We start from the raw sequence: 14,144 nt of genomic DNA on the forward strand, positions 1-14,144 counted from the left end.
CTTTTTTAATTTTCTTTGAAGGGACGGTTCCAAATTTCACTATTGAAGTTTTTACCCATCATAAAAAAGTAATAGGCAACCGTTGCGACTATAGATTTGAAAGCAAACAAAAATACGATAAAGGGCGCCCATAAGAGGGTGGAGCCTAATTTATTTAGGGGCATTACCCAAGTGAATAACGCACTTACTACCAAACTAAAGATCATAAAAGTTACGGCATTTTTAATCGGCCAATATTTCCACTTTCGCCAGGGTGACACGTCATTTCCCCACTGGTGAATCAAATAGTAATAATCATTACCCAAAGGAGCAAACAACAATGGATCGTCATAATTTTTAAGACTAAAGGTCTTGGAAGGCGCCGCGATTTTCAATCCTTGTAACGAAACACCATGTATTTTTTCTAAATTTTGAATAGCATCAATAGCTTCAATCGGAAAATCTTGTTTAAATAACGTGATGTCCAAAAAGCGAAGTCGATAGTCGATACACAACTTTTTGATGTACCTTTCATGGTAAATACGCTGTGTGTCCAATAAATCAAATGTGAGCGCATTTGGTGTGGAAAAAAGCGACTCTTCTACAGTAGCACACGCATTGTAAGCGACTAACGTTCTTGTTTTGCTCGTTTTGCGTAACGAATCAACGAATGACTGGGGGGAAGAAATCTTGTTGCGGACTTGCTGTAATTCCACCGCTAACGATCTTTTTTCAAGCAATCTCATGGTGAATTGGTAAAAGTTTGACAATTACGAATTTAAAAGAAATTGCAAACGTATAACGATGAACTTTCGTTAATTTTTTACCTAAAAAAAGCCATCCTTTACGACGGCTTGATTTTTTATAATTAGAAGCTTTGATTTAACGCAGTTGTGCTCCCACTTCATTTTGAAAGACGGTCTGTAATTTGCCCATGATTTTATCAATCTGCGTGTCGGTAAGCGTTTTGGTCGTATCTTGGAGAATAAAACTCAAGGCATACGATTTTTTGCCCTCCGGTAAATTTTTGCCTTCATACACATCAAATAAGTTTACTTGTTTTAGCAAACTTTTTTCCGTTTGACGTGCTAATTTATAGAGACTTTCAAAAGCAACACTTTGGTCTACTAATAAAGCGAGGTCACGACGAACTTCAGGGTACTTCGCAATGTCTTGGAATTTGATTTTATTGGAAATCATTTTGATGATCAGGTCCCAATTGAAATCGGCATAAAAGACTTCTTGCTTTATGTCAAAATGCTTGATAATATGTTTTTTAACCACTCCAAATTCAACCAATACATCATTGCCGAATCCCATGGAAATTCCTTCCGAAAACACATCGTTTTGTACGGGTTTATCCTCAATCTTATGGTATCCTAATCGATCAAATAGGGAGAGAATCACCCCTTTGAAAACAAAGAAATCGGTAGGTCGTTGGGTTTCATTCCAACTTTCAGCAGTTCGATTACCCGTCATTAAAACGGTTAGATGTTTTTTCTCCTGATAACCCGATAACAATTTGTGATACGTTTTCCCAAACTCAAACAATTTCAAATCCGCATTCTTACGGTTGATATTGTACGACAACGCTTCCATGCCCGAAAACAACATAGACTGACGTAAGGTTGCCAAATCATTACTCAACGGATTCAACATCGAAACATTGTATTCTTCTTTCAATTGGGGCGATAACTTTACATAATCGCCTGTCGTTAGCGAATTGGCCATCATTTCATGAAACCCTAACGAATTTAACTGGTGGGCTACGATATTTTGTAATTTATAATCTTCGGTGCGTGGGGAATTGGCTACCGTAGCACTGATTTTCTTGGTAAAATTTACATTGTTGTATCCATACACGCGAAGAATTTCTTCAATCACATCAATCTCGCGTTGCACATCCACACGATAAGCCGGGATAATTAATCCCAATCCAGCATCGGTAATGCTATTCACCCTAATGTCCAATGACGCTAAAATCTTTTTGATGGTTTCCTTCGGAATTTCTTGACCAATTAATTTAAACGCTTTGTCAAAATTCAAGAAAACAGAAAAATCCTCTACTTTTTTGGGATATAAATCCACTACATCCGAAGTCATTTCACCACCAGCTACTTCCATAATCAACATCGAAGCTCTTTTTAATGCATATTCGGTAATATTGGGATCGATACCGCGCTCAAAACGAAACGAAGCATCGGTACTCAATCCATGGCGTTTGGCCGTTTTACGAATCGTAACGGGATTAAAATACGCACTTTCTAAGAAAATAGAAGTCGTCGTTTCAGTCACTCCAGAAGATTTACCACCGAAAACGCCCGCCATACACAACGGACCGTTTTCATCACAAATCATGAGGTCGTCTTCATGCAATGCCCGTTCGGTATCATCCAAAGTGACAAATTTAGTTCCCGCAGCTACCGTTTTTACAGTGATTTTTCCATTGATTTTGGCAGCGTCAAAAGCATGTAACGGTTGACCCAATTCATGTAAAATATAATTGGTGACATCCACAATGTTATTTTTCGGGCTGAGTCCAATGGCTTTTAAACGGTTTTGCAACCATTCAGGAGAGGGTTTCACTTTAATCCCCGAAATCGTAACGCCACAATACCGTGGACATAACCTAGCATCCACAACATCAACGGGAATCTTTAACGTGCGTTTGTCTACCTTAAAGGCTGAAACCGAAGGTGTGATTAGCTCAATGTTCTTATTGCGAAGTAACAAGCCTGCACGTAAGTCTCTAGCGACCCCCATGTGCGACATCGCATCGGCACGGTTGGGTGTTAATCCAATTTCAAACACTTCATCGTTTTCAATTTTTAATACTTCAGCAAGAGGTGTTCCTGCTTTTAATTTGACATCCAAAATCATAATGCCCTCGTGATTGGTTCCTAAACCCAATTCATCCTCAGCGCATATCATACCGTGGCTTTCTTGGCCGCGAATTTTTCCTTTTTTGATTTCAAATTCGTTCCCCGAAGCATCAAAAAGTAGCGTACCTATCGTGGCCACAGGTACTTTTTGACCCGCCGCAACATTAGGAGCCCCACAAACAATCTGTACTGGGGCATTGCCATCGCCTAAATCAACGGTGGTTACTTTTAATCGATCGGCGTCAGTGTGTTTTTCGCAGGTTTTGACTTCACCCACTACAACCCCATCAAGACCGCCTTTCACCGATTGGTATTTTTCGACTACTTCCACTTCTAGACCTAAGTCGGTCAATAAAGCCGCTGTCTCTTCTGAAGGTAAATCTATTTTTAAAAATTGCTTGAGCCAATTATAGGAAATTCGCATGATTGTATTGATTTTGACGGGGGCAAAGATAGCGATATCAGGCGGGATAGTAAAAATTATTTGAAGTGATTTCCATCTTTTGTATTCCTAAAAAGAAGGTAAAAAATGTATTATTTGGATTACTTTAAACGGGTTCTACTAGAGCTTAACGAGCCAACATCTCTATATTTTACTGAATTCATCAATTATTTTTGAAAAGTTTGTTGTGTAAATAAAAAATCCTATAATCGCAATGTACCCGATAATTCTTTCAAGGTTGTTTCAAAAATTTTGGATTGAAAAAGAGCATTACTGTTGCGAATCTTAGCGTCAATATATTGTTATTGTGCCGTATGGTATTCAAAAGGAATGAGGGTGACGATTTTGAATTTTGCAAATGTGAAATCTAGATTTTACGCACCTAGAGTCAAATTATTAGCTTCAATTGTCGCAATACATTGTATTAACTTAACGCTTTTACTTGCTACGGTTGCATCAACTAATATAATTCCAAATGTTCTTTTTCCGACTTAATGCAAGAAACACAGCACGTAACGTTTGGTGTTCAGGGCGTTCCATCGTGGGGTCTTTTTTCAACAATTCTAAAGCATAGCTGCGTGCCAACTGCAAAATATCTTTGTCTTTTACCAAATCGGCAATCTGCAAGTTTAAAATTCCACTTTGTTGGGTACCCATGATATCCCCTGGACCGCGAAGTTTCAAATCGACTTCGGCAATCTCAAATCCGTCGTTGGTTCGGCACATGGTTTCCAAACGGGTTTTGCTCTCTTGACTCAATTGGTGGCTTGTCATCAAAATACAGTAACTCTGTTCGGCACCACGACCCACGCGCCCGCGCAATTGATGCAGTTGCGACAGTCCAAATCGCTCGGCACTTTCAATCACCATAACGGAGGCATTGGGAACATTGACTCCAACTTCGATAACTGTAGTGGCCACCATAATTTGGGTTTTTCCTTGCGCAAATCGTTGCATCTCGGCTTCTTTTTCGGCAGGTTTCATTTTGCCATGAACGATCGAAATCGCATAATCGGGTAGGGGGAAATCCCGCGAAATGCTTTCATACCCGTCCATTAAATCCTTGTAATCCATTTTTTCACTTTCTTGAATCAAAGGATAAACAATGTACACCTGACGGCCTTTGGCAATTTCATCTTTCAAAAATTTCCATACTTTCAATCGATTTGCATCGTAACGGTGGACTGTTTGAATGGGTTTTCGCCCAGCGGGTAATTCATCGATCACCGAAATATCAAGATCGCCATACAAACTCATGGCCAGTGTTCGCGGAATGGGGGTGGCAGTCATCACCAAAATATGCGGCGGTACGGTATTTTTTTGCCACAAACGACTGCGTTGCGCTACCCCAAATTTGTGTTGCTCATCGATTACGGACAACCCCAGGTTTTGAAACTGCACTTTATCTTCCAACAAGGCATGGGTACCAATGACAATCGAACAGCTTCCGTTGTCGAGGGCAGCAAACAAGCGGTTGCGTTCGGCCGTTTTGGTTGAACCCGTAAGCAATTCCACCTGAAGTCCCAAGGGAGCTGCCAACGCTTGAATACTGTTGTAATGTTGCTGTGCCAAGATTTCGGTCGGGGCCATCAAGCAACTTTGGTAGCCGTTGTCGGTTGCCAAGAGCATCGTCATAAAGGCAACAATCGTTTTCCCCGAGCCCACATCGCCTTGTAGCAATCGGTTCATTTGCGCCTGACTTCCCAAATCGTTCCGGATTTCTTTAATCACGCGCTTTTGGGCATGGGTAAGGGGAAAGGGAAGGTGTTGGGTATAAAATGTATTGAAATGCGTGCCCACTTGGGTAAAGGGCATCCCTTTAATCTTGTGTTTGCGCACCAAGTTTTTGGTAATCAATTGCAATTGGATAAAGAAAAGCTCTTCAAATTTCAACCGAAATTGGGCCTTTAACAAGCCTTCCTGATCTTTTGGAAAATGAATTTGCCACAAAGCTTCGCGTTTGGAGACGAGCTTTAAATTCTCCATCAAATAGACAGGAAGGGTTTCCCTAAATTGTCCCTCCGTTTCCAAAAACAACTGCTGCATCATTTTAAGTAATGTGCGGTTGGAAATTCCTTTGTTAGCGAGTTTTTCAGTACTCGGATACACAGGTTGGATAGTGGTGCGAAGACTATTTTGATGTTCCTCGAGAACTTCCAATTCAGGATGGGCCATCGACGGAGTGCCTGCATATTGCGCTACACGACCAAATGCAACGTAAGGCTGATTGAGTTTGAGATTTTCTTTTATCCACTTATGGCCTTGAAACCACACGAGTTCCATTTCTCCTGTATCATCGATGAACGTAGCTACCAACCGACTTTTTGTTTTGCCGGTTTGCACTGTTTTCAGATGCACAATTTTTCCAATGACTTGAACCTCTGTGGGACTGTTGGTGAGTTGGTTAATGGTATAGTACCGCGTTCTGTCGATATAGCGATTGGGAAAAAGTTGCAACAAATCGCCATACGTATGGATCTCCAATTCACTGCGCAATAACGCTCCGCGCTGGGGGCCAACGCCTTTGAGGTATTCGATAGGAGTTTCTAAAGTTGGGGACATACAACGGCCATTATCCAAAAGGCTAAGATACTTTAAAAACCTGAATTTCGAAATCTTCCGTTATCTTTGTCCAAAGCCTTTGTTATGCGTTTTTACTCTTTATTTTTTTCGTTGTTTGTTGCTGGGTGTCTTTGGAGTCAATCGCCTGTAGCTGTTGATTTTACTGACTTGAAAGCTACAGTGTTTCCAAATTTTGAAACCAAAGAAGTAAGCGGACATTGCCAGTTTACATTTGTCGTGAAAGCGCCTACGGATACCCTTCGAATAGACGCCAAAAACATGCGCTTTAGTTTGATGATGCTCAACGGAAAAGCGGTCGAATACAGTGCCAACGAGCGTCAGTTGCTTTTGTACACCGGATTTAAAAAAGGGAAAAATCGCTTGTCGTTTTCGTACACAGCCCGTCCCAAACAAGCGTTGTATTTTGTGGGAACCGCCGACGATTATCAAATTTGGACCCAAGGACAAGGCAAGTATACCAGCCATTGGTTGCCCAGTTTTGATGATGTAAATGAAAAGCTGACCTTTTCCCTCAGTGTGACCACTCTTGAAGATGAAGTCGCTAATTTCCAACGGTTAACCGCTATCAGTAATGGCGAACTTGTAAAGAAAGAATCGTTTCGTGCCATCCAAGAAGGAAAAGCATACACGACATGGAGCTATCAAATGAAAAAACCGATGGCGTCGTACTTGGTCATGTTGGCGGTGGGGAATTTTGATCAAAAAACAGCATCGAGTGCTTCGGGAGTTCCGTTAGAATCCTATCTCCAACCCAAAGATGCCGATAAATGGGCAACGACGTATTGGCACAATGAACGGATTTTTAATTTTTTAGAAAAAGAGATTGGGGTAAAGTACCCGTGGCGAATTTACCGACAAATTCCCGTACGCGACTTTTTGTATGCGGGTATGGAAAACACCACGTCGACCCTTTTTGCTCAAGATTATGTGGTCGATAGTGTGGCCGTAAATGCTAAAAACTACTGCAATGTAAATGCCCACGAATTGGCCCATCAATGGTTTGGCGATTTGATTACAGCCCAATCAGGGAAACACCATTGGCTCCAAGAAGGATTCGCTACGTATTATGCTTTATTATCTGAAAAAGAGTTGTTTGGAGATGATTACTTCTACTATCAATTGTACCGAAATGCCAACTTAATCAAGGCGGCGGCCAAAAACGATACGGTACCCATTTTACATGAAAAATCGAGTTCGTTATCGTATTATCAAAAAGGAGCATGGGCCATACATTACCTTCGGGATCAGGTGGGGAAAAAGGTGTTTGATAAAATTGTAAAAGCGTATTTAAAAAAGTATGCATTTAAAAATGTGGTCACTGCCGATTTTTTGGCGGTGGTGCAACGCTATTCTGATTTTGATACGGAGGCGTTTCAGCAACGTTGGTTGGAATCGGCGAAGTATCCTGAAACCGATATCAACCAGTGCTTGGCGAAAAGTGCTATGGTTCAAGCCTTGGTGCAACTCCAAAAAGAACGCAGTCTCCCGTTGGAAAGCAAGCTTTCTCGGTATACCACCCTGTTAAAGTCGGAGGCGTTTTGGCCTTTGAAAGCGGAAGTGCTTTTTCAACTTAAGGGGCAACCCCTTGCGCAAACCGAAGCATTGTATCGTTTGGCTCTTGAACGTGGGAACCTTGAAGTGTTGACCGCGGTAAGTGAGCTGCTCACCGATATTCCAGAAAGTTTGAAAGCAAGCTATGAAACCTTGTTGCAGGCGCCTTCCTATGTGGTGCGGGGCAATGCTTTGGTTCATTTGTTAAAGCGTTTTTCCAACGATCGGATGCGTTATTTTGAAATCGCCAAAGACTGGCGTGGCGCCAATGATTTGGGATTGCGGATTGACTATTTGGGGGCGTATTTGGTTTTAATGCCTGAAACGAATCCCGATTATGCCTCGTTGAAGGCGGAGTTGATCGAATTTACAACGCCCAAGTACGAAAGTGTCACTCGAATTCCGGCCTTTCAACAAGCTGTTTTCCTTTTTCCTCAAGAAAACGAAGTACTCAAAAACTTGGTCAATGCTACGCAACATCCCAAATGGCAGCTGGTCAAATATGCACGTGATACGATACGCAAATTGATCAAACAAGAGGCGTTTCGCGAACAATTTACAGCCTTGATTCCCGAACTCTCGACAGACGAGCAAACGGAGCTGCTACGCTTACTCAAGTAAGGTACATTTAGATGAAGCTTAGCAGTATAAAGTTAAGTTTTCTCCAGCACCAATCGCGGCAACCAATGGACTTTAGAACTGAGGAACAGCAACTGTTGTGGTTTTACAGCGGCGCTTGTATTGCGGGGCGAAGGAGCGATCCATCGGGCTTTGGTCTCAGAAAAATCCATAAGGTTTTGGGAAGTATCCGAAGTGGAAGTGGCACTTGTAAAAGTGATGACGTTTTTTTCCAACACCCACGTTCCGTGTCCTTCTTTTTGGTCTTCCACAGGGATTCTATTTTTCAATTTGGAATAATAGGTAAAGGTAAACGTGCCGTCATTTTTCAAGGTGATTTGATAATCCAAAATATCCAATTCGACCGTAAGGATATGCCGCGTATACGTTCCAACGCAGTCGGTTGTTTGCGCCATAAGGGCTTGGGAGATGAGGCACATCAACAAAGCGAGGAGTCCTAATTGGGGTGTTTTCATTTTCATAGAGAGTGTGGAGAATAATTTAAAAAAAAGGGTATTGAAAGTGACTGCAAAAGGTTTTACTTCACCAAAGATAATTTTTTCTCTTAAAAGATTCACTTTGTTTTCGAGTAGGAGGGTATGTTTATCATTATATGTAATGTAAATGGTTGTTATTTAGAGTATTGTGTTATTTCAATTAAAAGTAAGCTATTTTTTATATGTGTAGTATTTTTTTGTAAGTATTTCTACAACGTTCTGATTTTATTGGCTTTATTCTAGATTATCTTTGTTATTTTTTACAAACACAAAAAAATCAATTAATTGTGATGGATAGCTGTCTTACAGTTTTACAGTTTTATAGATTATACAGCTTATTTAACTTTATTTATTTTTTAAATCAATTGCGATAGGTTTTAAATTAAAACTAAAAAACACATATTAGTTTTAAAATAATACAATATACTCCAATTTTGCTACCACAATAAAACAAATAAATAGAACGCGTATGTGTGGATTTTTAGCTATTATAGGAAAAGGAAAAGACGAAAAATTGATTGAAACCTTGTCAAAACGCATGGCCCATCGTGGTCCCGATGAAAGCGATATACATATTACCGAACAAGGACATATTTTGAGTCATGAACGCTTGTCAATTATAGATTTACATTTAGGAAAGCAACCCATTCAAGGAACCAAATCGGCTTGGATGGTGCATAACGGTGAGATATACAACCATCATGCGTTGCGTGAAGGCGTGTTGAAAGGACATACCTTTCGCACCAAATCCGATTCAGAGGTCATTGTCCATTTGTATGAGGAATTTGGTTACGATTTTGTCGATCAGTTGGATGGCGATTTTGCTTTTGTAGTTATCGATGGTGATCACTACATCGCAGGACGGGATCCGTTAGGGGTAAAACCGTTATACTATGGAGTAGACGAACGCGGTCGCATGTACTTTGCTTCCGAGATGAAGGCCTTGGCCGATCAGTGCACTACCTTTTCTACGTTTCCCCCAGGGCATTATTACACTCCTGAAACGGGTTTTGTGAAATATTACAATCCCCAATACGAAGATTATACGGCTTGTGTGGAAGAAGCCGATTTAGCCTTACTTCGCGAAAAACTGACCGAAGCCACCCGCAAACGCTTAATGAGTGATGTACCGATTGGCGTATTGTTATCGGGAGGTTTGGATTCTTCCTTAACGTCCTCTATTGCCTCTCGTTTGTTGAAAGAACAAGGCAAAACCTTGCATTCGTTTTCGATCGGGTTGGATCCTAATGCCCCCGATGCGGTGGCCGCTCGAAAAGTAGCTGAATTTTTGGGTACAGAACATCATGAGATTCATTTTACCATTGAACAAGGGATAGAAATCTTAGAAAAATTAGTGTGGCATTTAGAAACCTACGATGTGACGTCTATTCGGGCAAGTACACCGATGTATTTCTTGGCCAAAGCCATTACCAAAAAAGGGATCAAAGTGGTACTGTCGGGTGAAGGGGCCGATGAGGTGTTTGGCGGGTATTTGTATTTTAGAAATGCTCCGTGTACGGTTGATTTTACCAAAGAGACCATCGAACGCGTACAGAAGTTGTTTACGGCCGATTTATTACGTGCTGACAAGTCGACTATGGCCCACGGTTTGGAAGCCCGCGTTCCGTTTTTGGACAAAGCTTTTTTGGATTATGCGATGCTGATTAAAGGCGAAGAAAAACTACCTAAAACCTATAATGGGGTTGAGAAATACATTTTGCGCAAAGCTTTCGATACTCCCGAGCAACCCTATTTGCCCCAAGAAGTGTTGTGGCGTCAGAAAGAACAATTTTCGGATGGAGTTGGATACAACTGGATTGATACTTTGATCGAATACTGCTCGGCCCAAGTGACCGATGCGCAGATGGAACAAGCCTCGGAGTTATTCCCGTACAATACACCAGCGACCAAAGAAGCCTATTTCTACCGTACGATATTTCACAAACATTTCCCACAAATGAGTGCGGCACAAACCGTGCGTAAGTGGATTCCGAAATGGCAAGAAAACCAAGATCCGAGCGGTCGCGCCAATACAGCCCACGTGCAAGCAGATCCTGAAATCGCAAAAACCTCATTAGCCGTGTAAATAATTTTTTTTCAATTAGAAGTTTAGTTTGTTTGTTTGAAAATGCCTGTAGTTGCCACTGCAGGCGTTTTCGTTTTAGGAAGAAAATTAGAGTTCCTGTGGGTGCCTATCATTTTTATTTTCTAGCACTCTAAAAATCAAGGGTATAGAAATAGGATTTAAAATAGGTCTTTTTTAGGCTTTATTCTTGATTTAAAAGCCGAAACGATTATTAAACATAAATGTTGATAACTTAGCCTATAAATCGCCTTATAGCGCTTTAAAATCATCTTTGATTTTTTATATTTGCGTGTTAGACAAAATTCTGAGATTTTTTATGAGCGAAGAAGTTAAAAAGAACGCGTATTCCGCCGACAGTATTCAGGCGTTAGAAGGAATGGAGCACGTACGGATGCGTCCTTCCATGTATATTGGGGATACCGGCGTGCGCGGATTGCACCATTTGGTGTATGAAGTAGTGGACAATTCCATTGATGAAGCTTTGGCAGGCCATTGCGATACCATCCGTGTGACCATTAATGCCGACAATTCGATTACCGTTGAAGATAATGGCCGGGGAATTCCGGTGGATTTACATAAAAAAGAAGGCGTTTCTGCGCTTGAGGTTGTCATGACCAAAATTGGAGCTGGAGGGAAGTTTGATAAAGATTCCTATAAAGTTTCCGGTGGTTTGCACGGCGTAGGGGTTTCCTGTGTGAATGCGCTCTCGGATCATTTGCGTGCTACCGTGTACCGCGATGGTAAAGTATGGGAGCAAGAGTACGAACGTGGAAAAGCGATGTATCCGGTAAAACAAATCGGAACAACGGATAAACGCGGAACGACCGTTTCGTTTAAACCCGATGGAACGATTTTTACCCAAACCTTAGAATACTCCTACGATACGTTGGCGGCGCGTATGCGTGAATTGTCGTTTTTGAACAAAGGGATTTCCATTACCTTGACCGATTTGCGTCATACCGATGATAAAGGTAATCCTGTTGCCGAAACGTTCCATTCGAAAGAAGGGTTGAAAGAATTCGTTAAATTCTTGGATGGAAACCGAATGCCGATCATTGCTAGCGTGATCAATATGGAAAACGATAAAGGCGAAATTCCAGTGGAAGTAGCTTTGATTTACAATGACAGTTACTCAGAAAATATTTTCTCGTATGTGAACAATATCAACACCCATGAGGGAGGAACACATTTGCAAGGGTTCCGAATGGGATTAACGCGTACGTTGAAAAAATATGCCGATGCTTCAGGGATGTTGGACAAACTGAAATTTGAGATTTCTGGGGACGACTTCCGTGAGGGATTGACGGCCATTATTTCGGTAAAAGTAGCCGAACCACAATTTGAAGGGCAAACCAAAACCAAATTAGGGAACCGTGAGGTAGTTTCACCCGTATCGCAAGCGGTTTCGGAAATGTTGGAGAATTATTTGGAAGAAAATCCGAATGACGCCCGCACCATTGTACAGAAAGTAATTTTAGCCGCACAAGCGCGTCACGCTGCGAAGAAAGCGCGCGAGATGGTACAACGCAAAACCGTTTTGGGTGGTGGTGGCTTACCGGGGAAATTATCCGACTGTTCGGAACAAGATCCCGCAAAATGTGAAATTTACTTGGTAGAGGGGGACTCTGCGGGTGGAACGGCCAAGCAAGGGCGCGATCGTAATTTCCAAGCGATTTTGCCGTTACGCGGAAAGATTTTGAATGTGGAAAAAGCGATGCACCACAAAGTTTTTGAAAACGAAGAGATTCGCAACATCTTTACCGCACTCGGGATTACGATTGGTACCGAAGAAGACAGTAAGGCGTTGAATTTGGAAAAATTGCGTTACCACAAAGTGATCATCATGACCGATGCCGACGTGGATGGTAGCCACATTTCGACCCTAATTTTGACGTTCTTCTTCCGATTCATGCGCGAGTTGATTGAAGCGGGTCACGTGTACATTGCGTCACCACCTTTGTATATGGTGAAAAAAGGAACAAAAAAAGAGTATGCTTGGAACGACGACCAACGCGATTTGATTTCGCAACAAATGGGGGGTGGAACAAGTGTACAACGTTATAAAGGTTTGGGAGAAATGAATGCGGAGCAGTTGTGGGAAACTACAATGGATCCAAGTATGCGTACGCTACGTCAGGTGACGATTGATAACCTGACTGAAGCTGACCGTATCTTTTCGATGTTGATGGGGGATGAGGTGCCACCGCGTCGCGACTTCATCGAGAAAAATGCAGTGTACGCGAAAATTGATGCCTAGCGAAATTTGAAAAAGGATGTCCTAGCCCTGATGGTAGTGGAAATCCTTTTTTGTTTTATCCGGTTACGGTACAACAAAAAAGATTGAAACGGACAGCGGGAATAGCTTCAAAAAATAAAAAATAATACAAACCTATTAATTACATTTTACAATGAAAGTTACGATAGTAGGAGCAGGAAACGTAGGCGCAACATGCGTAGATGCGATTGCTCACCGAAGAATTGCCAGCGAAATTGTGGTCGTTGATATCAAAGAAGGCTTTGCTGAAGGGAAAGCGATGGATATCATGCAAACGCAAACGACTTTAGGATTTAATACGAAAGTCGTAGGTAGCACCAATGATTACAGCAAAACGGCGGGTAGTGATGTGGTGGTGATTACTTCGGGAATTCCGAGAAAACCCGGCATGACCCGTGAAGAGTTGATTGGTATCAACGCGGGCATTGTTAAAGGAGTGGCGGAACAATTGTTGGTCCATTCTCCAAATGCGATTGTGGTGGTGGTTTCCAACCCGATGGACACGATGACGTATTTAACGTTAAAAGCAACGGGCTTACCGAAAAACCGTATTATTGGTATGGGAGGTGCGTTGGATAGTTCGCGTTTCAAATATTTCTTATCTCAAGCCATGGACAAACCGGCGAATGACATTCAGGGGATGGTGATTGGCGGACACGGCGATACTACCATGATTCCGTTGACACGTTTGGCTTCTTACAATGGCGTGCCTGTTTCTCAATTTTTATCGGAAGAGGCTTTGGTGAAAGTAGCAGCAGATACGATGGTTGGCGGGGCTACATTAACCGGCTTGTTAGGGACATCCGCATGGTATGCACCGGGTGCTTCAGTAGCGTATTTGGTAGATGCCATTTTGAACGACCAGAAAAAAATGATTCCATGTTCGGTGCTGTTAGAAGGCGAATACGGTCAAGACGATATTTGTATGGGTGTACCTTGTATTATTGGTAAAAACGGGGTAGAACAAATTGTGGATATTGCCTTGAACGATTCGGAAAAAGCGTTGTTTGCGAAAAGTGCCGATGCGGTTCGCGCGATGAATGGTGATTTGAAATCGATTTTAGGATAATTTAATCCTTTCAAAATAGAAATGAGACCGCATTTTTGCGGTCTTTTTTTTAATAATAAGTGTCCAAATAATTTGTTAATCATTTGGTTAATTTTATATTTGCACGTTTCAAAAAATCTGTCTGCGGGATAGACTGTTGGTTTTTTCTGAGAATCAACCGCT

General features: G+C 41.7%; 8 protein-coding genes. 4 read left to right on the plus strand and 4 right to left on the minus strand.

Going from position 1 to position 14,144, the window contains the following annotated elements; genetic code table 11:
* Positions 1-5 precede the first annotated feature (5 nt).
* The 3 genes from ABWO12_RS03200 to recG form a co-directional block, all read right to left on the minus strand.
* On the minus strand, positions 6-725 hold the full coding sequence (locus tag ABWO12_RS03200) for a hypothetical protein (RefSeq protein WP_353087159.1): 720 nt from the start codon (positions 723-725) through the stop codon (positions 6-8).
* Positions 726-861: 136 nt separating this feature from the next.
* Entirely contained in the window at positions 862-3,285 is a 2,424-nt protein-coding gene (pheT, locus tag ABWO12_RS03205; protein WP_353087161.1) for a phenylalanine--tRNA ligase subunit beta, read from the minus strand.
* A gap of 474 nt (positions 3,286-3,759) precedes the next feature.
* Positions 3,760-5,865 (minus strand): ATP-dependent DNA helicase RecG, encoded by a 2,106-nt coding sequence (recG, locus tag ABWO12_RS03210; protein WP_353087163.1) that lies wholly within the window; start codon positions 5,863-5,865, stop codon positions 3,760-3,762.
* 84 nt (positions 5,866-5,949) lie between these two features.
* Here recG and ABWO12_RS03215 point away from each other — a divergent pair, with 84 nt between their 5' ends.
* Positions 5,950-8,058, plus strand: coding sequence for a M1 family metallopeptidase (locus ABWO12_RS03215; protein ID WP_353087165.1), 2,109 nt, complete (start codon positions 5,950-5,952; stop codon positions 8,056-8,058).
* A gap of 32 nt (positions 8,059-8,090) precedes the next feature.
* On the opposite strand, the gene ABWO12_RS03220 is transcribed toward ABWO12_RS03215, so the two are convergent.
* Positions 8,091-8,531 carry a lipocalin family protein gene (locus tag ABWO12_RS03220; RefSeq protein ID WP_353087166.1) on the minus strand — a complete coding sequence of 147 codons (441 nt, stop codon included), beginning with the start codon at positions 8,529-8,531 and terminating at the stop codon, positions 8,091-8,093.
* 490 nt (positions 8,532-9,021) lie between these two features.
* Between ABWO12_RS03220 and asnB the strand changes: the two genes are divergently transcribed.
* The 3 genes from asnB to ABWO12_RS03235 all read left to right on the plus strand — a co-directional run bounded on the left by asnB (position 9,022) and on the right by ABWO12_RS03235 (position 13,982).
* Positions 9,022-10,638 carry an asparagine synthase B gene (gene asnB / locus ABWO12_RS03225; protein WP_353087168.1) on the plus strand — a complete coding sequence of 539 codons (1,617 nt, stop codon included), beginning with the start codon at positions 9,022-9,024 and terminating at the stop codon, positions 10,636-10,638.
* Positions 10,639-10,954: 316 nt separating this feature from the next.
* The gene (gene gyrB / locus ABWO12_RS03230; protein ID WP_298204370.1) at positions 10,955-12,895 is read left to right on the plus strand and encodes a DNA topoisomerase (ATP-hydrolyzing) subunit B; all 1,941 of its coding nucleotides are present in this window, start codon (positions 10,955-10,957) and stop codon (positions 12,893-12,895) included.
* Between the two features lie 151 nt (positions 12,896-13,046).
* Positions 13,047-13,982, plus strand: a complete 936-nt coding sequence (locus ABWO12_RS03235; protein ID WP_353087170.1) for a malate dehydrogenase — start codon at positions 13,047-13,049, stop codon at positions 13,980-13,982.
* Positions 13,983-14,144: the final 162 nt, after the last annotated feature.

The sequence above is a fragment of the Flavobacterium sp. genome (genome assembly GCF_040379285.1).
Taxonomy (GTDB): Bacteria; Bacteroidota; Bacteroidia; order Flavobacteriales; family Flavobacteriaceae; genus Flavobacterium.

What these genes read in the sequence shown, in the direction of transcription:
- ABWO12_RS03200 (WP_353087159.1), bottom strand. Translation starts at nt 725, where the DNA reads ATGAGATTGCTTGAAAAAAGATCGTTAGCGGTGGAATTACAGCAAGTC.
- pheT (WP_353087161.1), bottom strand. Translation starts at nt 3,285, where the DNA reads ATGCGAATTTCCTATAATTGGCTCAAGCAATTTTTAAAAATAGATTTA.
- recG (WP_353087163.1), bottom strand. Translation starts at nt 5,865, where the DNA reads ATGTCCCCAACTTTAGAAACTCCTATCGAATACCTCAAAGGCGTTGGC.
- ABWO12_RS03215 (WP_353087165.1), top strand. Translation starts at nt 5,950, where the DNA reads ATGCGTTTTTACTCTTTATTTTTTTCGTTGTTTGTTGCTGGGTGTCTT.
- ABWO12_RS03220 (WP_353087166.1), bottom strand. Translation starts at nt 8,531, where the DNA reads ATGAAAACACCCCAATTAGGACTCCTCGCTTTGTTGATGTGCCTCATC.
- asnB (WP_353087168.1), top strand. Translation starts at nt 9,022, where the DNA reads ATGTGTGGATTTTTAGCTATTATAGGAAAAGGAAAAGACGAAAAATTG.
- gyrB (WP_298204370.1), top strand. Translation starts at nt 10,955, where the DNA reads ATGAGCGAAGAAGTTAAAAAGAACGCGTATTCCGCCGACAGTATTCAG.
- ABWO12_RS03235 (WP_353087170.1), top strand. Translation starts at nt 13,047, where the DNA reads ATGAAAGTTACGATAGTAGGAGCAGGAAACGTAGGCGCAACATGCGTA.